23 protein-coding genes are annotated in these 23,630 nt (G+C 36.1%); 19 read left to right on the forward strand and 4 right to left on the reverse strand.

Annotated elements, in window-relative coordinates:
- The first annotated feature begins 14 nt into the window (after positions 1–14).
- From SCA31_RS19855 to SCA31_RS19895, 9 genes are all read left to right on the forward strand, one after another.
- Complete coding sequence (locus SCA31_RS19855) at positions 15–1,376, forward strand: DUF5458 family protein (protein WP_410698751.1); 1,362 nt, start codon at positions 15–17, stop codon at positions 1,374–1,376.
- 76 nt (positions 1,377–1,452) lie between these two features.
- Positions 1,453–1,908: a hypothetical protein gene (locus SCA31_RS19860; protein ID WP_410698752.1), complete on the forward strand. Its 456-nt coding sequence runs from the start codon at positions 1,453–1,455 to the stop codon at positions 1,906–1,908.
- Positions 1,909–1,990: 82 nt separating this feature from the next.
- A complete protein-coding gene (locus SCA31_RS19865) occupies positions 1,991–3,025 on the forward strand; it encodes an A/G-specific adenine glycosylase (RefSeq protein ID WP_410698753.1) in 1,035 nt (344 codons plus the stop codon).
- A gap of 44 nt (positions 3,026–3,069) precedes the next feature.
- On the forward strand, positions 3,070–3,627 hold the full coding sequence (gene gldD / locus SCA31_RS19870) for a gliding motility lipoprotein GldD (protein ID WP_410698754.1): 558 nt from the start codon (positions 3,070–3,072) through the stop codon (positions 3,625–3,627).
- 27 nt (positions 3,628–3,654) lie between these two features.
- Positions 3,655–4,578, forward strand: coding sequence for a PfkB family carbohydrate kinase (locus tag SCA31_RS19875; protein WP_410698755.1), 924 nt, complete (start codon positions 3,655–3,657; stop codon positions 4,576–4,578).
- Between the two features lie 86 nt (positions 4,579–4,664).
- Entirely contained in the window at positions 4,665–6,032 is a 1,368-nt protein-coding gene (locus SCA31_RS19880; protein WP_410698756.1) for a peptidylprolyl isomerase, read from the forward strand.
- Positions 6,033–6,177: 145 nt separating this feature from the next.
- Positions 6,178–6,684, forward strand: coding sequence for a hypothetical protein (locus SCA31_RS19885; RefSeq protein WP_410698757.1), 507 nt, complete (start codon positions 6,178–6,180; stop codon positions 6,682–6,684).
- Between the two features lie 112 nt (positions 6,685–6,796).
- Positions 6,797–7,741: an NAD(P)H-dependent flavin oxidoreductase gene (locus tag SCA31_RS19890; RefSeq protein ID WP_410698758.1), complete on the forward strand. Its 945-nt coding sequence runs from the start codon at positions 6,797–6,799 to the stop codon at positions 7,739–7,741.
- Between the two features lie 14 nt (positions 7,742–7,755).
- Positions 7,756–8,526 carry an alpha/beta fold hydrolase gene (locus SCA31_RS19895; RefSeq protein WP_410698759.1) on the forward strand — a complete coding sequence of 257 codons (771 nt, stop codon included), beginning with the start codon at positions 7,756–7,758 and terminating at the stop codon, positions 8,524–8,526.
- Positions 8,527–9,042: 516 nt separating this feature from the next.
- Here SCA31_RS19895 and SCA31_RS19900 read toward each other — a convergent pair.
- Together SCA31_RS19900 and SCA31_RS19905 are read right to left on the reverse strand one after the other, a co-directional pair.
- Positions 9,043–9,660: a hypothetical protein gene (locus tag SCA31_RS19900; protein ID WP_410698760.1), complete on the reverse strand. Its 618-nt coding sequence runs from the start codon at positions 9,658–9,660 to the stop codon at positions 9,043–9,045.
- Between the two features lie 27 nt (positions 9,661–9,687).
- Entirely contained in the window at positions 9,688–9,987 is a 300-nt protein-coding gene (locus SCA31_RS19905) for a rhodanese-like domain-containing protein (protein WP_106916602.1), read from the reverse strand.
- Positions 9,988–10,159: 172 nt separating this feature from the next.
- Between SCA31_RS19905 and queG the strand changes: the two genes are divergently transcribed.
- From queG to SCA31_RS19940, 7 genes are all read left to right on the forward strand, one after another.
- Entirely contained in the window at positions 10,160–11,104 is a 945-nt protein-coding gene (gene queG / locus SCA31_RS19910; protein ID WP_410698797.1) for a tRNA epoxyqueuosine(34) reductase QueG, read from the forward strand.
- 360 nt (positions 11,105–11,464) lie between these two features.
- Positions 11,465–12,142 carry a TIGR02117 family protein gene (locus SCA31_RS19915; RefSeq protein WP_410698761.1) on the forward strand — a complete coding sequence of 226 codons (678 nt, stop codon included), beginning with the start codon at positions 11,465–11,467 and terminating at the stop codon, positions 12,140–12,142.
- 21 nt (positions 12,143–12,163) lie between these two features.
- A complete protein-coding gene (locus tag SCA31_RS19920) occupies positions 12,164–12,616 on the forward strand; it encodes an SRPBCC family protein (RefSeq protein WP_410698762.1) in 453 nt (150 codons plus the stop codon).
- A gap of 224 nt (positions 12,617–12,840) precedes the next feature.
- A complete protein-coding gene (locus SCA31_RS19925) occupies positions 12,841–13,104 on the forward strand; it encodes a hypothetical protein (RefSeq protein WP_410698763.1) in 264 nt (87 codons plus the stop codon).
- A 59-nt stretch (positions 13,105–13,163) separates the two neighbouring features.
- Complete coding sequence (locus SCA31_RS19930; RefSeq protein WP_410698764.1) at positions 13,164–14,252, forward strand: efflux RND transporter periplasmic adaptor subunit; 1,089 nt, start codon at positions 13,164–13,166, stop codon at positions 14,250–14,252.
- Positions 14,253–14,280: 28 nt separating this feature from the next.
- Entirely contained in the window at positions 14,281–17,403 is a 3,123-nt protein-coding gene (locus tag SCA31_RS19935) for an efflux RND transporter permease subunit (RefSeq protein WP_410698765.1), read from the forward strand.
- Positions 17,384–18,826, forward strand: a complete 1,443-nt coding sequence (locus tag SCA31_RS19940; RefSeq protein WP_410698766.1) for a TolC family protein — start codon at positions 17,384–17,386, stop codon at positions 18,824–18,826. Before SCA31_RS19935 ends, SCA31_RS19940 begins: the two co-directional genes overlap by 20 nt.
- Before the next feature lie 336 nt (positions 18,827–19,162).
- On the opposite strand, the gene SCA31_RS19945 is transcribed toward SCA31_RS19940, so the two are convergent.
- Positions 19,163–19,591, reverse strand: coding sequence for a cold shock domain-containing protein (locus SCA31_RS19945; protein WP_076353611.1), 429 nt, complete (start codon positions 19,589–19,591; stop codon positions 19,163–19,165).
- 718 nt (positions 19,592–20,309) lie between these two features.
- Between SCA31_RS19945 and SCA31_RS19950 the strand changes: the two genes are divergently transcribed.
- A complete protein-coding gene (locus SCA31_RS19950) occupies positions 20,310–21,065 on the forward strand; it encodes an SDR family oxidoreductase (protein WP_410698767.1) in 756 nt (251 codons plus the stop codon).
- A gap of 72 nt (positions 21,066–21,137) precedes the next feature.
- Here SCA31_RS19950 and lgt read toward each other — a convergent pair whose 3' ends face one another.
- Positions 21,138–21,974: a prolipoprotein diacylglyceryl transferase gene (gene lgt / locus SCA31_RS19955; protein WP_076353615.1), complete on the reverse strand. Its 837-nt coding sequence runs from the start codon at positions 21,972–21,974 to the stop codon at positions 21,138–21,140.
- Between the two features lie 294 nt (positions 21,975–22,268).
- On the opposite strand from lgt, the gene SCA31_RS19960 reads away from it, so the two are divergent.
- The gene (locus SCA31_RS19960; protein WP_410698768.1) at positions 22,269–22,964 is read left to right on the forward strand and encodes a VIT family protein; all 696 of its coding nucleotides are present in this window, start codon (positions 22,269–22,271) and stop codon (positions 22,962–22,964) included.
- Positions 22,965–23,207: 243 nt separating this feature from the next.
- Positions 23,208–23,615: a type VI secretion system tube protein TssD gene (gene tssD, locus SCA31_RS19965; protein WP_410698769.1), complete on the forward strand. Its 408-nt coding sequence runs from the start codon at positions 23,208–23,210 to the stop codon at positions 23,613–23,615.
- The last annotated feature ends 15 nt before the right edge of the window (positions 23,616–23,630 follow it).

Below are 23,630 nucleotides of genomic sequence, written 5' to 3' on the forward strand. Positions count from 1 at the left end.
CTTTACATTAAATCATGGATAGCAAATTACAGGCGCAGGAAAGCCAGCAGCAGAATCAACAACAACACTCAGGACAACCAAAGGGTAATCCGCTTGCGGAACTCAATAAAATGGGAGGTTTTGGCTTTGTTGAATCCGTTGTAGACGGTATCGCCAATATGAACCCAACAAGAAAAGCTAGGAAAGAAATCTTTCTTAACGACGGAAATAAAGCAGAAGAAAGAAAAGAACTTCTTCAAAAGATTGCCCTTTGGGTAAGCCTTTTAGAAGGAAATGAATCTGCAGATAAAATGGCTGAAACGTGCAAAACAAAAGCACAGCAAGCCGATCAGAACTTAAAGAAAAACCTTAAAAATACCCTGGACGAAGTTCGTTTGTTAGAAACGAATTATAGAACAGTAGCTCAATTCTACAAAAATACAGAATTGGACAAAGTAGATAACGTAAGTATCGTTAACGCAAGCATCGATCAGGTTTCAGATTTAGATAACCCTTTATTCATTGATGCTATTTCTGAAGAATTTAAGAACTACTACGACCGTTTAGACCTTAGAGATAACTATTCTATCCTTGCCATTCCTGGATATTTAGGATCCAATAAGGTAATTGAGAAATGGGCAAAAATCTGTAACGAGAATAAAGTAATGATGGTTACAGACTTCGCCAACCTTGATAAACCGGATGATGTAGTAGACCTATTCCATTCTGCAAACCTTACAGGAGGTGAACTTCACAGAAGTAACGTTATTATGACGTGTAACTGGCTGGTAGGACGTGGAAAAGCTGAAGAAGTAGGTGAAGAAGAAAACGTAGAACTTCCACCTTCCACTTCATTAGCAGGAAAAATCCATAAGACACTAATGTCTCAGGTAGCAGCAGGTAAAAAACATGGTAATATCAACGAAGTAGACGCCGTAAAATTCGAATTGAAGAAAAGTGAAATTTCTCAATTAGAAAAAATGGGTCTTGTTCCAATGGTTAACGAATATGGAAAAATTATGGCTTTCTCTGCAAAGACATTATTTACAGGAGACAATATCGGTCTTCAGACCTATTCTGTAGTTCGTGTATTCGACTATGTAACTAAAGTATTACTAGACTTCCTGAACAGAAGAGCTTTTGAAAACTGGAATGCTAAAAACGAAGACGATTTAAGAAGACAAATTGTAACGTTCCTTGATAACATCAAAGGACCGGACAAGTTGATCGAAAAATTCAAAATTGTACGTTTTGAGCAGGACAGAGTAAACAAAGACAGAGTATGGCTTGATATCCGTATGACCCCTTATTTCCCAACAAAAAGTTTCGTTATTAAACTAGACGGACACAAAGGGGATGACGGTAATGAATGGGATGCAGAATATTCTCAAGAATAAGAAAACTTATTTTAAATAATAAAAACCGATGCAATTTTACATCGGTTTTTTTCTACCAATATCTATGAAATTTAATATGAATAAAAAGCTTATCATCGGTTTGCCTGCTTTATTGATGGTGTTTTTGGTAAGTTGTGAAAAAAAATACCAAAGTCCGGCCCAATACGAAGAAGACCTTTTTGCAGATGAACGTCAAGTGGGAAAAGCCTATATCATGGACGAAGAAGAATGTTTTGATGGCAGTGAACTTGTTCTTTCAAGTTCAGATGTAAAGCTGGCAGACAGTTCAAAAGGACGTGGAAAGGCATTTTTTATTTATAAAGTAAGATCCGGAAAGGTGTTGAAGACCGTAAGGGATTCTACCTTAGAATTTCCAATGCAGTTCCTTTCTCCTTACAGACTAAAGCTTAAAAATGATTCCATGTATGTATATCTGAAAAATCTTGAGGGATACCGCTTAATTGCAAAAGACAGAAACCTTAAATATCAATGGTTAAAAGCAGCACCTGTATATTCTGTGAAGAAAAAATAAAATAAACCTATCTTTGCAACGCTGAAATAATGTTCAGAAGTGAAGAGAAAATAATCTCTTTACGGTTTAAATAGATTGGTTTTTGGAAAAGAATAATACAGGCTCAGATTTTCTTCATGTAGGAAACAGGCTTTTAGAATGGTATCGGAATAATGCAAGAGATCTGCCTTTCAGACAAACGAAAGATCCCTATAAAATATGGATTTGTGAAATTGTATTTCAACAGACAAGGATCAATCAGGGGTTAAACCATTATAATAACTTCATTAAAAGATTTCCAGACGTAAAAACCTTGGCAGAAGCTGAGGAAAATGAAGTTTTGCTTTACTGGAAAGGATTAGGCTATTACTCCAGAGCGATCAATATCCATAAGGCTGCCCAGCAGATCATGAATGATTATCAAGGCGTATTTCCTGCTCAGTATGACGAGATTTTAAAACTAAAGGGAGTAGGAAAGTATACAGCGGCCGCAGTTTCAAGTATATGTTTCGGCGGAAGAATACCGGCTGTTGATGGAAATTTTTACCGGGTGTTGAGCCGTTTTTTTGCAGACGATTTTGATATCTCAAACTCAAGGGCATTTACTTATTTCTCAGAATTAGCTGCTTTGGTAATGCCGGAAAATGTAGGTGACTTCAATCAGGCGATGATGGATATTGGTTCCGAGATTTGTAAGCCAAAGAATCCTCTTTGTGGAGAATGTCCGATTAATGAAGACTGTATTGCATTTTCCCTGCAAAAAATCTCAGACTATCCTGTAAAAACAAAAAAAGTGAAAGCAGAAGATCTAGCTTTGACCTATTATTTTGTTAACAGAAACGGAAAGTTTCTGATCCGTCAGCGAGGCGATGATTTTATCTGGAAAAAATTATTTGAGTTTCCTTCATCCATTTCAGCAGAAATGGAAGCTTTTATTACCAACTCAAAAATGATTTCTCATAAACTGACTCACAAAAACGTAAGCATTGAAATATTTAATGTTAATGTGACTTCAGAGGTACTTTGGGATGACTTTATTACTGAAAATCAATATGAAATTACAGATATCCAGGGGTCCCATGAAAAATCCTTTCCGAAGCCTTTGGAAAATTACATTCAAAACTCGTTGAAAGACTGAAATTTGTCTTCCGAAATCTAAAATCTAATTTGTACTTTTGCAAAATGATAAAAAAGGTCATTTTTATTTTTGTATCACTGCTTTTAATTTCATGTGGAAAAGATCCGGTTCCAAAACCTTACGGAGAACTGCGTCTGGAATATCCGGCACCGAAATATCAGAAGTTTGAAAACAACTGTGCCTATACATTTGAATATTCGGATTTTGCTAATATTACAGCAGCTAAAAAGCCTTGCTGGTATTATTTGGATTATCCTAAAATGAAAGCGAAAATTTTTGTGACCTATTATCCGATACAAAATGACTTTGCAGAGCACATTAAGGAAGCCGAAAAAATGGTTTACGAACATACCATTAAAGCAAGTTCCATAGATACAAAATCCTTTGAATACCCGGAAAAGAAAGTCTACGGGAACTTCTATGAACTGAAAGGGCAAAGTGCTTCTAATCTTCAATTTTACATTACAGACAGTACGAAGCATTTCGTAACTGCTTATCTATACTTTAATACGAGGCCGAAACCGGACTCTCTGGCGCCCGCAGTAAACTATATCAAAAATGATATGAAGCATCTGCTGGACTCTTTTGAATGGAAAAAATAATTATTTTTAATATACATTGAAAAATATATGAAACTTTTAGTTGTAGGAAGTGTTGCATTTGATGCAATTGAAACACCATTTGGTAAAACGGACAAGATTTTAGGCGGTGCAGCCACTTATATTGGGATCACTTCATCTATTTTAGGGGTAAAATCTGGTATCGTTTCTGTAGTAGGAGGAGATTTCCCACAGGAACACCTTGATATGTTTACAAACAGAGATGTAAACATCGAGGGAATTGAAATCGTTAAAGAAGGAAAAACATTCTTCTGGTCAGGTAAATACCATAATGATTTGAATACCAGAGATACTTTAGTTACTGAAGTGAACGTATTGGAAAATTTTGATCCGAAAATCCCGGATTCAATGCAGGATGCTGAAATTTTATTACTTGGAAACCTACACCCTGGCGTTCAATTATCGGTATTAGAAAAAATGAACAACCGTCCAAAGCTTGTTATCCTTGATACCATGAATTTCTGGATGGATTGTGCATGGGATATCTTGATGGATATGATTGCAAAAACAGATGTTATTACCATCAATGATGAAGAGGCAAGACAACTTTCAGGAGAATATTCTTTAGTAAAAGCTGCTAAGAAGATCCATACAATGGGACCTGAATATGTAATCATTAAAAAAGGAGAACACGGAGCTTTATTGTTCCATGATAATAAAGTATTTGCTATCCCGGCGCTTCCACTAGAGGAGGTTTTCGATCCAACTGGAGCAGGAGATACATTTGCAGGAGGTTTTGCAGCCTATCTTGCTAAAAAAGAGAAAATTGATTTCGAAACAATGAAGTCAGCTCTAATTGTAGGATCAGCAATGGCTTCATTCACAGTAGAGAAATTCGGAACAGAAAGAATTCAGGAAGTAGAGGAGTCAGATATGTTCCACAGATTGAGACAATTCAAAGAATTGACGACATTTGATATTGAACTGCAGTAAATAAGTCTTTTTAAGAAATATTTATAATAAAAAATTGAGTGAAATTCGTTAAGAATTCTAAATTTGCAACTTGTTAAAATAGTAAAATGACAAATAAACTAAAAATCACTTATCTTCTTGGGATTTTCATCATGATTTTTTCTTCCAATATGATGAATGCCCAGCTAAAACCAGGAGATTTAGTGGATGGTATTGCTGCTGTTATCGGAGATGAGATTGTCTTGGAATCAGATGTAGCCGAGCAGATGAATTATGGAAAACAGCAGGGAGCTACAAACACAGACAAATGTGAGTTCCTTGAAAACCTTATCAGCAATAAACTTCTTGTATACGAAGCAAAAAAGGATACATTAATTGAAAACCGTTCTGCATCAATCAAAGAACAGGCTAATGCAAAATACCGTCAGTTGCTTTCTCAATTTCCGGATGAAAAAACATTACTTGCTGCTTATAAGTTCAGAAACTCTTATGAAATGAAGAACGCTATCGAAAAAATCGATACGGATCAGTATTATGGACAGGCAAAATACCAAAGAGTTACTGAAAAGGCAGACGTAACACCAAATGAGGTTACTGATTTTTATAATATGTATAAAATGCAGTTGCCACAGGTAAAAGATGAGGTCACTTTAGCTCAGATTATGATTTATCCTACCTTGACAGAGGCTCACAAACAAGATCTTATCAACAGATTGAAAAAAATCAAGCAGGATATTCTTGGTGGGGAAACTTTTGAAAGTCAGGCGAGAATTTATTCTGAAGATGAGGGCTCTGCTACCAATGGAGGATTGTACAAAAACATCAATAAAGGACAGATGGTAAAGCCATTTGAAGCTGCAGCATTAAACCTACAGGAAAATGAGATCTCTGAGCCCATTGAATCTGAATTCGGATACCATATCATTCAGTTATTGAAGAGATCTGGTAAAGTATATGATGCAAGACACATCCTGTTGAAAGCAACGCCAACTGATGAAGAGCTTAAGTCAGCAAAAGTAAAGCTAGACAGTATCAGAGGTCTGATTATAGATGGCAAAATTACATTTAAAGATGCTGCTTTCAAATTTTCAGATGATAAAAAGACAAAGTTCAATGCTGGGGTAATTCCTGGGGCGGACGGTTCTGATAAAATTGAAAGAGAAAGTATCCCTGGAACAATCAGCTACGAATTAGCTGGTTTGAATAAAGGAGATATCACAACTGCTTTTGACGATGAGGAGAACAGAAGAAAGGCTGTAAAGATCATTAAAATGGAAGATGTTATTCCTGCACACCAGATCACTCTGGAAACAGACTTTAGCAGAATCAAGCAGATGGCTCTTAATAAAAAGAAAAATGAATTGGTTGAGAAGTTTGTTAACTCTAAGTTGCCAACCACTTTCATCTCTATAGACGGACGCTACGATAGTTGTAGCTTTAAGTCCAACTGGAAGAAAGAGTCAATTAAAAAATAAAAATCAAACCCTTCAGAATTTCTGAAGGGTTTTTTTATGGATGTTCAAAAAGGTATAGTTGTATTCTTTTTCTCCTTTAAGCTCAGGTATTCTATTTCTATAAATTCAAACAATACTATTTGGTACCTTTACAAAAACTCACAAGATGGATTATACTTTTTATCTTAAAGAATTCAACTCCGTTATAGAAATAATCCCTAAGGAAGAGTTTGAGCGTTGTAACTTAGAAGTTGCTATAGAAGTTGTTTTGGAATCTGCTGCTCTTAAAGTTTATAACCCGGAATGGTCTGGAGATCCGCTGTCACCACTAGATGCAACAGGAAGAATTTTCTTTTCAATCTGGATAAATGAACAATCTATTAAGGAAAGAAAAGTGTACTATAATATTCATGCATTGAAAGTAAGAACATTGACAAACTATTCAATATCCAGTAGAAAATTTGCACAGGACTTTAGAAGTGAATTTTTGAAATACCAGAAAGACTGGCCTAATGTAAGTGTAGATTGTGGTCCGTTAACCCTCATGCAGGGCTGGGTTGATCTTAAAGTAGAGAAACTACAGAAAAATGTATTTGAACTGGTTCAAAATTTCTTAAAGATAAGTTTTACTATAGATAGAGTCTTGGCACTCTATAAAAAAGATAATATTTAGTAGATTTTCTACCTATTTTTTAATCGATAGAAATGCTTGGCAACCATTGTTTTTAGTATTTTTACACATGAGCAATTTTATAGATTTTAATTCGGCAAAAAAACTACATGACATGCAGAGAGACCAAAATAGAATTTCAGAGCTTTTCAATATAAAATATCCTATTATTCAGGCTGGAATGATCTGGCACTCAGGTTGGAGACTAGCGTCAGCTGTTTCTAATTGCGGAGGATTAGGAATAATAGGTGCGGGAAGTATGTATCCTGATATCCTAAGAGAAAATATTCAAAAATGTAAACAGGCCACAGATAAGCCTTTTGGGGTGAATGTTCCTATGCTGTATCCTAATCTTGAGGAAATCATTCAGATCATTCTTGAAGAAGGGGTGAAAATAGTATTTACCTCAGCAGGAAATCCAAAAACCTATACAGAAACCTTACAAAAAGAAGGAATAAAGGTTGCTCACGTCGTTTCGTCTACTAAGTTTGCTATAAAGTGTGAAGAAGCAGGAGTAGATGCTGTGGTAGCGGAAGGATTTGAAGCCGGTGGACACAATGGAAGAGATGAGACTACAACATTCTGCCTGATTCCTAATGTAAAAAAACATATTTCAAAGCCCTTAATTGCAGCGGGAGGAATTGCATTGGGATCTCAAATGAAAGCAGCTATGATTTTAGGAGCAGATGGTGTACAGATAGGTTCTCGTTTTGCTGCTACCACTGAAGCCAGTGCCCATGAGAATTGGAAAAAGAAAATCGTAGAACTTCAGGAAGGAGATACTCATCTTACCTTAAAGGAACTTGCTCCGGTGAGAATGGTTAAGAATAAATTTTTCAACGAATTAGAGGAGATTTATCAGGAAGGAAGAAATAAAGAAGCTTTAATTTCTTCATTAGGCAGAGCAAGAGCAAAACGTGGAATGTTTGAAGGGGATATGGAAGATGGTGAACTGGAAATAGGACAGGTTTCGGCCCTTATTAATGATATTCTTCCGGTAGAAACAGTTTTTAATCAATTGTTAAAAGAATTTGAAGAAACAAAGATGCCCAATTTTTAATATAATTTTATTCAATGGAAAGGAGACTAATTGATGTAAAGGATAAAAAATTATATATAGAATACAATAACTCATTTGAAAACAGACCCATCATTGTCTTTTTACATGATTCACTAGGTTCTGTACAACTTTGGAGAGATTTTCCGGTTACATTATCCGAGGCTGTACAATGTAATGTCCTTGCTTATGACCGGTTAGGATATGGAAAATCCAATCCAATGTCTACCCATGAAAGACCGGTTAATTATATGGAACTGGAGGCAGATTTACTTAATGATCTTTTGGCTGAACTGAATATTAATAATGCTATTTTATTTGGCCACAGTGATGGAGGAACAATTGCGTTGATCACTGCTGCCAAATATCCGGAGAGAGTAGAAGCGGTTATTTGTGAAGCTGGACATATTTTTGTAGAAGATGTAACTCTAAAGGGAGTGTATGATGCCTGGGAAGCTTACAAAACCACCAACTTGCCGCAGCGTTTACAGAAATATCATGGAGATAAAGTAGAAATGTTGTTTAAAGCCTGGACAGAGACATGGACCCGCGATGATTACAGAAATTGGAACATCGAATACCTTTTAAAGGACATCATTTGTCCTCTTTTATTTATTCAGGGAGAAGTTGATGAATATGGTACTTTAGATCAGGTTGAAAAAACAGTTTCCCAGGTAAGCGGAAGCGCTGAGAAATACATCATTCCACAGATAGGTCATACACCACACAAGGAAGTTCCGGAATTGGTATTGGAGAGATCGGTAGAGTTTATCAGTATAAGATTTTGATATAGAATCAATAAAATATAAAAAAACACCTTGCTTGCAGGGTGTTTTTTTATTGATACTAAGGCCTTAATGTGTACATATTAATTGTTTATTGGGAAAATTGCATGCAATAATCAACAGAGAGCCAGACATACAGTTGGGGATTTGTTTTTAGCCTTTTTAATAATCTGTATATCTTTAAATTAAAACATTCATCAATTGTATTTTTACATAGAATGTATTATTTGATTTTAAAATAAATGCTTAAAAAATCATTGACTATTTAAGAAGAAATAAACTCTTTTTTTTCCTTTTGTAAGAAAAGAATTTGCAGAAAAAAATGCACAAAAATTGCAAATGTAAAACCTTTATATCATGTGATTTAAGCTTACTTTAGTGATATTAAAAAATGATAATATTTTGAAATAAGTTTGTTAAAAAGGTTTGGACTTTTAATGATGAGAATTATTATAAGTATATGTTTGATGTGAATGTGTTGAAGAGATGCGAATATGCATCTCTTTTTATTTTAGAATACTATAAGAGTTTAATTTCAGTTGAGATATTTCGCCTGGCCTGTGCTTCATATTTCTCTTTAAAATATTCTGTTTTGAAGATGCTGTTAAGTTCCAGAAAATGTTTTAATATCTTTTTTCTTCCTGGCTTGTAAAGAAGATCAGGATAGATAGAATACTCTTTTCTGATCATTTGGGTATAAGCTAAATAGCTTTCAGGGTCTTTTCCCAGAATAGAAAGGTCTGCATCCAAAAGATAATTAGTGTCTTCATCTTCTGATTTCTGATGAAATTTTGTGGCCAGAATTTGAATAGAAACAGTCTTGATGTGCTTCTTATTTAGATTGAGATCAGGCAGCCTGGTTTCTGCAAATAATGCGCTTTTTTCCTCATTGGATTTTGAAGTTGCATTATAAACAATATCATGATAAAACACGGAAAAGGAAACCATTGTAAAGTTTGAAATTCTGCTTTTCACATTCTCCAGTTCCTTAAACATGTTTTCAAGATGAAGAAGATTGTGGTAGTGTCTGCCTTTTTCAGAATATCGTTTTTCAATCTCACTCCATAAGGGTTGGATTACATTCGGGTCTTCCGAAAACTGTAAACAAAGCTTTTGAAATTGATCCTTTAGATTCATGATAAATAGATATAAAAAAAGGAACTTTTAAAAAGTTCCTCTATTTGCTTCAAGAACAGCCTTTAGCTCAGCCCAGCCTCCGCCATTATGACCATCCTTTAGTCCTTGTGAATTAAGATATTCTAATGCTTTTCCACTTCTGTTTCCGCTTCTGCAGAATAGGATTACCGGTTTCTCAATAGACAAAATTTCGTCTTGTCTGTCTTCCACTTCACCTAGGGGAATATTTTTAGCACCATCTATATTTCCGTCCATTTCAAGCTCCATTGGCTCACGAACGTCAATCAATTCATAGTTTCCAGATTGTATTACTTCTATTAAAGACATAGTTGTTTATTTTAAACATTAAATTATAGACGAAATTACGTAATTTTTTTTTGAAAAAAATCTTAATTAAAACATAAATTTTTAGAAAGGAAGCCGGATTAACGTTAAAGAAAGGATTTGTAAACCAATTAGAAAGTTGATAAAATAATCTTAATTTTGCAATGTGAAATTTATAAATGCTGGTGCCGAAAAATATTCTCAACTGATCAAGTCCAAGGCAGAAAGTTTTGGGTTTCAGAATTGTGGTATTTCCAAGGCAGATTTTTTGGAGGAAGATGCCCCACACCTTGAAAAATGGCTGAAAAATAACTTCAATGGCGAAATGAAGTACATGGAAAATCATTTTGATAAAAGACTTGATCCAAGACTATTGGTGGACGGTTCCAAATCTGTTATTTCACTTTCCTATAACTACTTTCCCGAAGAAAAGATCTCTATTCTTGAGAATTTTAAAATTTCAAAATATGCCTATGCAGAAGATTATCATGAAGTAATCAAGGAAATACTCCGTGAAATGGTTGCCGAATTGCAGGAGGAGATAGGAGAATTCGGATGTAGGGTTTTTGTAGATTCAGCACCAGTTATGGAGAGAAGCTGGGCTAGAAAGTCTGGTATTGGCTGGGTAGGGAAAAATGCCAACCTTATCACAAAACAAAATGGATCTTTCTATTTTTTGGCTGAAATTATCTGCGATCTGGAACTGATTCCCGATCATGAAACGACAGATCATTGTGGAACCTGCAGAAAGTGTATTGATGCCTGTCCCACAGATGCCATTGTTTCGGAAAAAATTATTGATGGAAGCCGTTGTATTTCTTATGCTACCATAGAATTAAAGAATGAAATTCCTGATCATTTTAAGGATAAAATGGAGGACTGGATGTTTGGTTGTGATATCTGTCAGGATGTATGTCCCTGGAACCGATTTTCAGCCCCTAATCAGCAAAGCAGATTCAAGCCGAATGAATCTTTAAAGAACTTTAAAAAAGGAGAATGGAAAGAGCTTACTCAGGAAATCTTCTCCGAGATCTTCAAAAAGTCACCGGTGAAAAGAACTAAATTTGCGGGTTTAAAGAGAAATATTGAGTTTTTGCAGAAGTCTTCAGACTCAGTTTAGGCGGAACTTTTGGTGATAATTCCTTATCTGGAATTTTTCTGAGTTCCAAATTAAAGCTGACAATCGACCATTCCCTATGTTTTTTACAGTAAGGAGGTTAAGATTTGGTAGAATAAATTGCTTTAAAAGCCTTTCCTAAAAAGAAAAATTGACTTTCAGGAGATTAAGATCTCACCGAAAATCAACGTTTTTTTTGTACTCTTTTTGGAGCTGTTTTTACTCTGACTTTAAATCTTTTTTGGGATTTGGTGTTTTTACGCATATTTGTGAATATTTCGTAACTAAATATAGTAATTTTTTCGATTAAAACAAATACTTTTACGAAAAATCACCTATTAAATTTTATTAAAAAACATGACTTTGAAAACCATATTGATAATTGCCCTGAAAGTTTTGGGAATCATTCTAGGAGTTGTCATTATTTATGCTCTTCTGGGATTATTGATCCCCTATATTCCCGTTTCGGCCAAGGATGACGGAGAAAAAAAAGATATCCCTATCTATATTTATACCAATGGAGTGCATACTGATATTGTAATGCCCGTAAAAAATGATCTGCAGGATTGGAGCCTTATGATTCCCTTTGCAGATACCAGATCAAAAAAAACAGATTATAATTACATTGGGATAGGATGGGGAGATAAAGGATTTTATCTGGATACTCCAACTTGGGCAGACCTTAAATTTTCAACTGCTGTAAAGGCTGCATTTTGGTTAAGTGATTCAGCAATGCATTCTACTTATTATTATACAATGAAAGAGGGGGATGACTGCAAAATGATCATGATCAGCAGAAGTCAGTATAAAAATCTCATTAAATTTGTAGAAGATAAATTTGACAGAGATCAAAATGGAAAATTCATGCTGATCCCTACTAATGCCGTTTATGGTAATAATGATGCTTTCTACGATGCCAAAGGAACTTATAGTTTTCTTTATACCTGTAACACTTGGAGTAATGATGCTTTGAAAGCAGCAGGGCAAAAAGCAGCATTGTGGACACCCTCTGATTTTGGAATTTTTCAGCATTATAAATAAAAATGATTTAAGGAACTATTTATGAAGCACAGGCTTTTTCGTGAACAACAACTCAATTGCGATATAGAAACGGCATGGAAATTCTTTTCATCCGCTAATAACCTTTCAGAAATTACCCCAAAGAACATGGGCTTTATTGTTCTTACCCAAATGGATAATGATGAGATCTATGAAGGAATGCTCATTGATTACTATATCTCACCCTTGCTTGGCATTAAAATGAAATGGCAGACAGAAATTACCCATGTAGATTTTCAAAAAAGCTTTATTGATTTCCAAAACAAAGGACCGTATAAGTTATGGAACCATCACCATGAGTTTATACCTAATGAACATGGCGTTCTGATGAAAGATACCATTGATTATGAACTGCCAATGGGGTTTTTAGGTGAAATAGCACATTCTTTATTCGTAAAAAAGAAACTGGAGTACATCTTTGACTATCGTTTTCGGGTACTGAGCAGATTATTTTAACACTACAAAGAAACCGTCAGATACCGTGTAACTTTTGTGGTTTAATCTACATTGTTTAAGTTTTTTTAACATTTTAGACACAGGAACTCCATTAAAAATCCCTACTTTTGCAGAACTATCGTTTTTACTAAAAAACTAATTGTGTTCTGATTGACATGGCAGGTCTGAGGTCATTTATCTATTTCTATATTATATTGGTTTTTACCCTTTTCAATTCGAATTGGGTGGAAAATTCATTGCAGAATATTCCTCATCTACCTCATGTAAGTAATATTCACTTGCTGGATATCTACGAAGAAGCAGATATGAACACGTATGCGTTGCCTGCTGCTTCCAAGATTGTAAAATACTCTCCCCGTAAAGACGACCAGGCAGTTGGAGATTTTTCAGCCATTCTAAAAATTGCTCCAAAAATTACGCTGCCTACTATTGCAGTTTCTATTATCTGTGGGGTCAAATCCTTTCTCCATCTCCTCCAGTTGTACTAGTTTAAGGTATTAAATTTCAATTTATTTTAACGAAAATTTTATAACTTAAACATTTAAGAATGTATTTTAAAAACGTAATAATTTGCAGTTTTGCAATATTATTCGCTGTGTCATGCAGTAAAGACAAGAAAAAAAACAACCAGAAAGAAAAGGAAGTTCCCGTTCTGGAAATTAAGGAAAAAGATACTTTGGTAAGCAACCAATTTGTAACGGATATCCAGGCCAAGAAAAACGTAGAAATGCGTTCCAGAATTGGAGGGATTATACAGCATATTTATGTTAATGAGGGACAGTTTGTACATCAGGGACAACCTTTATTTAAGATTAATGATGCTGAATTGCAGATGGAACTATTGAAAGCAAATGCCAGCTTAAAACAGGCTGAAGCGGATGTTCGCATTGTAGAGGTAGAGCTGAAGCAGATTCAAAGTTTACATGCTAAAAAGTTTGTAGCCAATAACGAATTGGAAATGGTAAAAGCCAAACTTTCATCAGCGAAAGCTAAGCATGCCTTTGCTGACGCAGAAAAGAGAACGGTGCTTCAAAAAATAAACTTTACCAAGATCACGGCACCTTTTGATGGTGTTATTGACGTTATTCCTCTTAAAGATGGAAGTTTGGTAGAAAATGGAACGTTATTAACAACACTATCCCAGCTTAATGAGGTTTATGCTTACTTTTCAATTCCTGAAAATCTATACTTTGAGCTTTTAGCCAATGATAAGATTGGAAGTCATCAAAAAATTGAATTGACCTTACCAAATGGCGTGAATTATCAGTTTAACGGAGCCTTAAAGACCGCTGAGGGAGAAATCGACAGAACCACAGGTTCCATTCGATATAAAGTACTTTTCCCGAACCCTGATCGCTTGATCAAGCATGGTACATCCGGAAAACTTATTATTTCTGAAAATCAGGATAATGCTATTCTTATTCCACAAAAATCTACGTTCTCTATTCAGGATAAAACCTATGTTTTTGTAGTAGATAAGCAGAATAAGGTGAAAATGACCAACATCAAGATTGGAGCTACATTAAGAGACTCCTATATGGTGGAAAGTGGTCTTAAAAGAGGTGATTTAATCATTTATGAAGGAACTCAGTCTTTAAAGGATGGAGATATTATCAAAATCAAAAAGAAGTATTAACCTTTCATAATCTTTAAATCAACTTACTATGGTAGAAATGTTTATAAGACGAAAGGTTCTTTCGTTGGTTATTTCCATATTATTTGTACTACTGGGAATCATGGCACTTTTAAAGATGCCCATTACACAGTTTCCGGATATTGTACCTCCTTCAGTAACGGTAACGGCAAAATATACAGGAGCAAATGCTGAAGTATCAGCGAATGCCGTGGCTCTTCCATTGGAACGTGCCATCAATGGGGTTCCGGGAATGACGTATATGTCAACGGTAACTTCTAATGACGGACTTACCCTAATTCAGGTTTTCTTTGAAGTAGGAACAGATCCGGATGTAGCAGCGGTAAATGTTCAGAACAGGGTAACAACTATCCTGGATGAACTTCCTGAGGAGGTTATTCGGGCAGGGGTAACCACTGAAAAAGAGGTGAACAGTATGCTGATGTACCTTAATATCACGAGTACAGATCCAAGTCAGGATGAGCAGTTCATCTATAACTTTACCGACATTAATGTTTTACAGGAATTAAAGCGTATTGATGGGGTAGGCCGTGCAGAGATCATGGGGCAGAAAGAATATTCCATGAGGATATGGCTTGATCCGCAAAAGATGGCAGCATATAGTATTTCGGCGGATGAAGTAATCACTTCATTACAAAAACAGAATATTTCAGCAGCTCCCGGAAAAGTGGGGGAAACGTCAGGGAAAACTTCCAGCCAGCTTCAGTATGTAATCAAATACAAAGGAAAATTCTTTGAACCTAAGCAATACGAGGAAATTCCGATCCGATCCGATGTAGACGGAACCATTCTAAAGCTTAAGGATATTGCCAAGGTGGAATTTGGGGCCATGAACTATGGGATGGTTTCCAAAACAGACGGAAGACCGTCAGCATCCATTATGATGAAGCAGCGTCCGGGGTCCAATGCTTCTGAAGTTATTGAGAGTGTAAAGACAAAAATGGAAGAACTAAAAGGGACTTCTTTCCCTCCGGGAATGGAGTATAATATGGCCTATGATGTATCCAGATTCCTTGATGCTTCCATTAGTGCGGTATTGACGACGCTTATTGAAGCCTTTATCCTGGTGGGTATTGTCGTATTTATCTTCCTTCAGGACTGGCGATCTACTTTAATTCCTGTACTGGCAGTTCCGGTTGCACTTGTAGGAACATTTGCCTTTATGAATATGCTTGATTTCTCGGTAAACTTATTGACCTTGTTTGCCTTGGTTCTTGCCATCGGAATTGTGGTGGATAATGCCATTGTGGTTGTTGAGGCCGTCCACGTAAAAATGGAAGAAGGGATGAACGCGATGGATGCTACTATTAATGCAACAAAGGAAATTGCAGGGGCGGTTATAGCAATTACCATTGTAATGTCTGCGGTATTTATTCCTGTAGCGTTCCTTGATGGTCCGGTAGGAGTATTCTACCGCCAGTTTTCATTGACGTTAGCAATCAGTATTGTCATTTCGGGAGTGAATGCATTAACGCTTACTCCGGCGCTTTGTGCGATTATTTTAAAACCCCACAATCACAATAAAAAGAAAACAATAGTAGATAGATTCTTCCAAAGCTTTAATACAGGCTTTGATAGATTAACAAATGGCTATGTAGGAATTTTGTCCAAATTTGCCACAAGAACCACTGTTACGTTTGGGATATTATTTTTATTTGTCGGATTAACTTTTGTGACCAGTAAATTCCTGCCAACCGGATTTATTCCAATGGAAGATCAGGGAATGGTGTATGTGAGCGTTACCACACCTCAGGGAGCAACGGTGGAAAGAACAGAAAAAGTATTGGATGAAGTAACAATCATTGCCAAGAAAATAAAAGGAGTAGAAAACGTAACAACACTTGCCGGATACAGTATTGTAACAGAAATTGCCGGTTCATCCTATGGGATGGCGATGATTAACCTTAAAGACTGGAAAGAAAGATCTATTTCAGTGAATGACTTAATCACAGAACTTTCAGAAAAAACAAAAGGAATAGCAGATGCGCAGATCGAAATCTTTGCTCCGCCAACTGTTCCGGGATTCGGAAATACCAGTGGTTTTGAATTGCGTTTGCTGGACAGAACCGGGGGAACTATCGAAAATACAGATAAAATAACCAAGGATTTTGTGAAGAAGCTGAATGAAGCACCTGAATTGCAGAACAGTTTTACCAGTTTTGATGCTACGTTCCCGCAGTATATGATTAATGTAGATTATGATATGGCTGCTAAAAAAGGAATTTCGGTAGACAATGCCATGTCAACCCTGCAAACGATGCTTGGTTCTTATTATGCAACCAACTTTATCCGTTTCAGCCAGATGTATAAAGTAATGGTTCAGGCAAGTCCGGAGCACAGAGATACCCCTGAAAGTATCCTGAATTTATATCTGAAAAATGATAAAGGTGAGATGGTTCCGTTTTCAACATTTATTACCATCGAAAAAGTATACGGACCTGAAGTACTAACGAGGTATAATATGTATATGTCTGCCATGATCAATGGTGAACCGGCAGATGGTTTCAGCTCTGGTGATGCCATTGCAGCCGTAGATCGTATCGCTAAGGAAACCCTGCCGAGAGGCTTTGATATTGAATGGTCAGGAATGACAAGGGAAGAAATCTTGTCAGGAAACCAAACGGTTTACATATTCCTGATCTGTCTGTTGTTTGTATATCTTTTATTGGCAGCTCAATATGAAAGTTTCCTTCTTCCACTGCCTGTATTATTAAGCCTTCCAACAGGGATATTCGGTTCGTATATCGCATTGGTACTGGCGGGGCTGGATAATAATATTTATGCACAGGTGGCTCTGGTCATGCTGATCGGACTTTTGGCGAAAAATGCTATTCTGATTGTAGAATTTGCTGTAGCCAGAAACAAACAGGGATTTGATATTATTCCCGCAGCAATTGAAGGTGCAAGACAGCGTCTGAGACCTATCCTGATGACATCCTTTGCCTTTGTGGCAGGACTTATTCCACTTTGTATTGCATCAGGAGCCGGAGCTATTGGAAACCGTTCCATTGGTACAGCAGCAGCGGGAGGAATGTTAATCGGGACGATCTTCGGATTGGTAGTGATTCCGGGGCTGTATATATTCTTTGCAAAACTTGAAAATAAGAAGAAAGATGAAAAGATTAAATCATAGAAGCATATTGTACGGAATTGCAGCACTAAGTTTAGTATCATGTGCTGTACCAAAGGTTGCTGACCTGAAAAAGGCCCAGGAATTGCCGGAGATGCCTGCTAAAATAGCAAGTTCAGAAGAGTTTAAGCAACTTAATCTGAAAGGTTATTTTACAGACTCTCATTTATTGGAACTTTTTGATAAAGTGGTATTGGCTAATCCTGATTTCCAGATTGCACAGCAAAGAGTAGAAATTGCCAACAGTTTTTTACAACGATCGAAGATGGATCTTTTGCCGTCCCTTGAAGTAGGTGCAGAAGTCTCAGGAAACCGATACGGAAAATATACAATGGAGGGAGTGGGTAATTATGATACCAATCTTTCCCCTAATATAACCGAAGATCAGAAAATCAACCGTGATTTTACGCCTAATTATTGGCTGGGAGCACGAAGCAGTTGGGAAATTGATGCCTGGGGAAAATTGAAGAATAAAAAAATTGCTGCCCAGAAGAAATATCTGGCTTCCACAGAAGGGTTGCGATTGCTTCAGGTAGAGCTTTTCACCGATATTGCCAATCTGTATTACCAATTGGTGGCTCTGGATAATCGTCTTGCCATTTATCAGAAAAACTATAATCTTCAGCAAAGAGCCTTTGAAATTGTTTTAGCACAACGTGAAGTAGGAAAAGCTACAGAACTTGCCGTTCAGCAGTTTAAAGCTCAGAATAATAACTGGCTTGCCGAAATTGAACACATTAAAGTAGAAATCGTTACTGTTGAACAGGCCATTACCACATTAACGGGAAGTTATGGCGGAGACGTAAAGCGCGGAAAGGTACTGATGCCTACCAATATGGATATTTTAAATAAAACCATTAATGTAGAAGCTGTGATTCATTCAAGGCCGGATGTTGCTGCAAACTATTATGTCCTGGAGGCTTCTCAGGCAGATGCAAAGGCTGCTAGAGCAGCTTTCTATCCAAAGATTGATCTTGGTGTAGGCATTGGAATGAATTCCTTTTCTGTGGAAACTCTTTTTAAACCGAGTTCACTGGCCGGACAGTTATTGGGAGGGCTGATGGTTCCTGTTTTCAATAAAGGACAATTGAAGTACGAATTTAAAGTGGCTAGTAAAGAGCAGGAAATTGCTTTTTTAAACTATCAAAAGAGTATTACTACCGCATTCAATGAACTTCAGTCTATTTTGAAACAGACCAAGATTTACGAACGTGTTTTAAAATTAAAATCAGAAGAGGTAGGTTTTCTTGACCGTGGTGTTGAAGTTTCCAATGATTTGTACCTGACGGGGTATGCGAATTATTTTGAACTTATCAATTCTCAGAAAAGTAAGCTGATTGCTGAACTTGATCTGTTGCAGTTCCAGCACCAGAATACCAGAAATAATGTTCTGCTATTTAAAGCTCTGGGAGGAAAATTGGATTAAATATGATCATTAGGTTGAGTAATTTTTTAAGGATCTCAAGAAGAATCTTGCTTACTTCACTCTCCTAATGGTTTAAAACAAATAATGTTTTTCGGTTTTGTAAACCGACCATTTTTATTTTTACGATGAAGAAAGAGGCTGTCTCAAAGCGAGGCAGCTTCTTTTGATTTTTAATCTAAATCAATACAGATAAAGTTTGGTTTGCTGTAGGAGAATCGTACTCAGAACCGAGATTCCTTTTTTGTAGGCACAAAAAAGAGACTGTCTTTTGGGGACAGTCTCTTTCTGTATTGTTCAAACGTATCTGTATCAAACAGATCGTTGTATGAATAAGTATTATTTAACAATCTGAATGTTAACAGCTGAAAACCCTTTAGGAGACTTCTCTTTTTCAAAAGATACTCTGTTTCCTTTTTTTACGAGTTCTGTACAGTTGTTATTATGGAAGAAGATATTCTCTTTAGTACTGTCTTCAGTAATGAAACCATATCCTTTCTCACTGTGGAAAGTAATGATTCCTAATTTTCTTGGATCTTCCTCAATAATAGGAGCTGCACCCAATTGAATTTCATCAAGGTTTACTTCCTGTCTTTGTTCAGGTGGAGTAGAGGTTAGTCTTCCGAATTCATCCACATACATGAATACATCCTCCATATCCTTTCCTTTGTTGTTGTTCGTTTTACGATCTTCGCGTCTTAGCGCTTTTTCTTTTTGCTTTTGAATTTTTTTCTTGAAATTTTCCTTTTTAGAAAAAGAATCTGCCATAAATTATTTTTAGTATTTAGTTTCTATAAATTGTATTGTTCACACTGGTCTTTCTTAGACCTTAAAAGTCCACCGATGTTTTCTGTCCTGGAGTTTACCAATCATACAGAGCTTTAAAATTCCGACAAGTATTGTTCTTGGTAGAAGAATAAAATGTTAAAAATAGGACTGCTCAAAAAGCAAAGACTGAATAAAATATATTCTGGTCGTTACAGAAAACAAAGTATTGACTTGGTTATTAATGTACAAATATACAACAATAAAACGAATAATACAGTTTTAAATGATTGATTATCAGAAATGGATTTAACAGAATTTCGCTAAAATAGGCTGCTGTAGGAATATAACAGCGAATATAACCAAACCGAGAGGGGATAAAAAATCCTCAGGGAGCTGAGGATTAAAAAAATATATTAAAATTGAAGTGGTGTGTGTTAATACGGATGGGAGAGCATCAAATGTTATGCCTAAAATTCACATAAGTTAGAAAAAGAAAGCAAGTGTTTAATAGAAAAACATAGTACCTGCTTGTATCTGTCTGGTAAATAGTGTTGTATTGAAAACAGACTGTTTGTGTAAAGTTAAATATTTTTTTACTTAATTTTTTAACTCTAGCTATTGAAGACTCCAAATTTTAAGATAATTCCCGAAAAATTCACCATGTTGAGATGATTTTTATTATCCATCTTTGCCTCAATAACATTTAAAATATAAAATAATGTCAACACAAGATGTACATGGAAAAGTTGTTTTAATAGCCGGAGGAGGTAAAAACTTAGGAGGATTATTAAGTAAGGATTTTGCCGCAAAAGGAGCAAAACTGGCCATACACTATAATAGTGAGAACTCCAGAGCAGAAAGTGAAAAAACACTGGCAGAAGTTCAGGCGTTGGGAGCTGAAGCATTCCTGTTTCAGGGTGACCTGACCAAAGTAGACAATATCACTCAATTTTTTGATGAAGCAATCTCTCGTTTTGGAGGAGTGGATATTGCCATCAATACAGTAGGAATGGTATTGAAAAAACCATTTTCAGAAACTACAGAAGCAGAATATGATATCATGTTCAATGTGAATTCAAAATCTGCCTATTTCTTTTTACAGGAAGCAGGTAAAAAACTGAATGACCACGGTAAAATCTGTACAATTGTTACTTCATTACTGGCCGCTTATACAGGATTGTATTCTACGTATGCAGGAGCAAAGGCACCTGTGGAGCATTTTACCAGAGCAGCTTCTAAAGAATTTGGAATAAGAGGGATTTCTGTAACAGCAGTGGCTCCAGGCCCAATGGATACTCCTTTTTTCTATGGACAGGAAACTGACGACGCAGTGGCCTATCATAAGTCAGCATCAGCATTAGGAGGTCTTACCGATATTAAAGATATCGCTCCATTGGTAGAATTCTTGGTAACTGAAGGCTGGTGGATCACAGGGCAGACTATTTTTGCCAACGGAGGATACACAACCAGATAATTTAAATTAAACTAAAAAAAATACCCCACTGAAAATCATGTTCAGTGGGGTATTTTTATTGGTAGTTAAAGATTATGAAGTTTTCATTTTGGACTTTTCCAGTATGCTTTTTCCAATAAAAAATAAACCTAGAAGAACAAATGGAATGCTTAGGAGTTGCCCCATATTCATGCTCATTCCATGTTCAAATTCAACCTGATCTACCTTGATGAATTCAATCAGAATTCTCATGATAAAGATTAAAAGAATACTGATTCCAAAATAGAACCCTTTCCCGATCTTGAATATATCTTTCTTGTAAATGAAATAAATTAAAAGGAAAATCACAAAATAAGAGATGGCTTCATAAAGCTGTGCCGGATGCCTTGGAAGATCATCTACCTGTCGGAAGATAAAAGCCCATGGGACATTGGTGGGTGTACCTATGATCTCAGAGTTCATAAGATTGGCCAGCCTGATAAAAACACCTCCTAACGGAAGTACAATAGCTATGGCATCCAGAACTTTCATAAAAGGTATAGAAAATTTTCTGGAATATAATAAGAGCATTATTACCAGCCCGATACCACCACCGTGGCTGGCTAATCCTGCAAATCCGACAAAATGATATACCCCGTCCGGTCCTTTCTGGATGGGTAGGAAAATTTCAAGGATATGCTGGGAGTAATAATCAAAATCATAAAAGATACAGTGACCCAATCTTGCTCCGACCAAAATCCCGATAAGAGCATAGGAGAATAGGGATTCATGAGCCTGCATGCTTAAATTCTCTTTTTTATAAATACTTTTCAAAATATTAAAGCACAGGACTAATCCTGCAAGAAATAATAGGCCATAGTATTTTACAGGAATTCCTAAAATATTGAAAATTTCAGGATTGACATTCCAGTCGATGTATAATAAATTCATTGATAGTGTTGTTGGATTTAAGAGTGCAAATATAAGAAAATAGGAACTGTTGATTAATGCAGAGAGGTTTTGGAAGCCTTGTGACCTGTTTCATAACATCTTAAAATAGTATTTCCCCTGTTTTCTATCCAATATATTTTGATGGGATGAGGTTGGTATGCCGTATAATTTAAAATGATTCTTGAAGAAACATTTTATAACTTTAACCTGAGTTTAGGATGAAAAAATGAGACTTTTTTTAACTCAATTTACTTACTTCTATTCATCAATAATCAATCACAGAAATATTCTTATATGCATCATCAACTTGAAAAACATTACGTAAATAGAGTAGGTTGGCTTCGGGCAGCAGTATTGGGAGCCAATGACGGGTTATTATCCACAACCAGTATTGTAATTGGAGTAGCTGCAGCACAACCCGACCGTCATATCATTATTCTTGCTGCCTTAGCCGGAATGATTGCCGGAGCGATGTCTATGGCTGCCGGAGAATATGTTTCCGTTAGTTCACAGGAAGATACCGAAAAGGCTGATTTAATGCGTGAAAAACGTGAACTGGAAGAAATGCCGGAATTTGAACTTCGAGAACTTGCCAGAATTTATGAAAAAAGAGGTTGTACAAAGGAAACAGCAATGCTGGTGGCCACTGAACTTACTGAGCATAATGCATTGGAAGCACACGCCCGAGATGAATTGGGCATCAATGAAATTACTCAGGCAAAACCCTTACAGGCTGCTATGGCTTCATTTGGATCATTTGCAGTAGGAGCCTTATTACCGTTTATGGTTTCTCTTTTGGCTCCCATTAAGCAGATGGTCTACTTTCAGTACGGATTTTCCATCATATTTCTAATGCTTTTAGGGGCAATTTCAGCCAAAACCGGAGGTGCAGGGATTAAAGCTGCTGTTTTGAGGATTTGTTTTTGGGGAACGGTAGCCATGGGAATTACAGCATTGGTGGGGCGCTTTTTTGGGGTAAATATAGCTTAGTTCTTTTAGTAGAAAGTATCAATTAAAATACCCCTTTCTTTCTCTTTTTTTTGAATTTTTAATAAGGTAATCTTTTGATTAACAGTCATTATGAATCCTAACGATTGTTAGTCGTAGAAATACTACACTTTTTCAAATTTTCAATCAGATGTTATTTTGATATCGCATTTACTTCTATCTTTGGTGATATAGAAAAGAACCCATCAACAAATCACAAAATATTAACGATTAAAATTTACGATCATGGCAGAAAGAAATTCAAGAGGAATTTTAAAATTCAACAACGGAGAAGGACAAAAATTATTAAAGCTTAATTACAGCGTAGCAAGAGCTACAGACGTTTCTGGACGTGTAGCATCTGATCCTTCCAACGCTCTTATCAAGATTACCGTAGAAGCTACAGAAAAATCTGATATTCTGGAAAGTCTTCTTAACGGAAAGTACAAACCTACAGTGGGTGAAGTAACATTCAACAAATCTCATGAGGAAGGAACATTAACAACATTGAAATGGCAAAACGGGTATGTAATCCAGCATGAAGTAGACTTCGATGCAGTGGATGACAACAGTATGTACATCAGCTTTGTTATAAGTGCTGAGCAAATTGACCTAGGAAACTCTGCTTATGACGGAGCATGGCCTTCAGCATAAGAATCTGATTTCTTA

The sequence above is a fragment of the Chryseobacterium sp. SIMBA_028 genome (assembly GCF_046535285.1).
Lineage (GTDB): Bacteria > Bacteroidota > Bacteroidia > Flavobacteriales > Weeksellaceae > Chryseobacterium.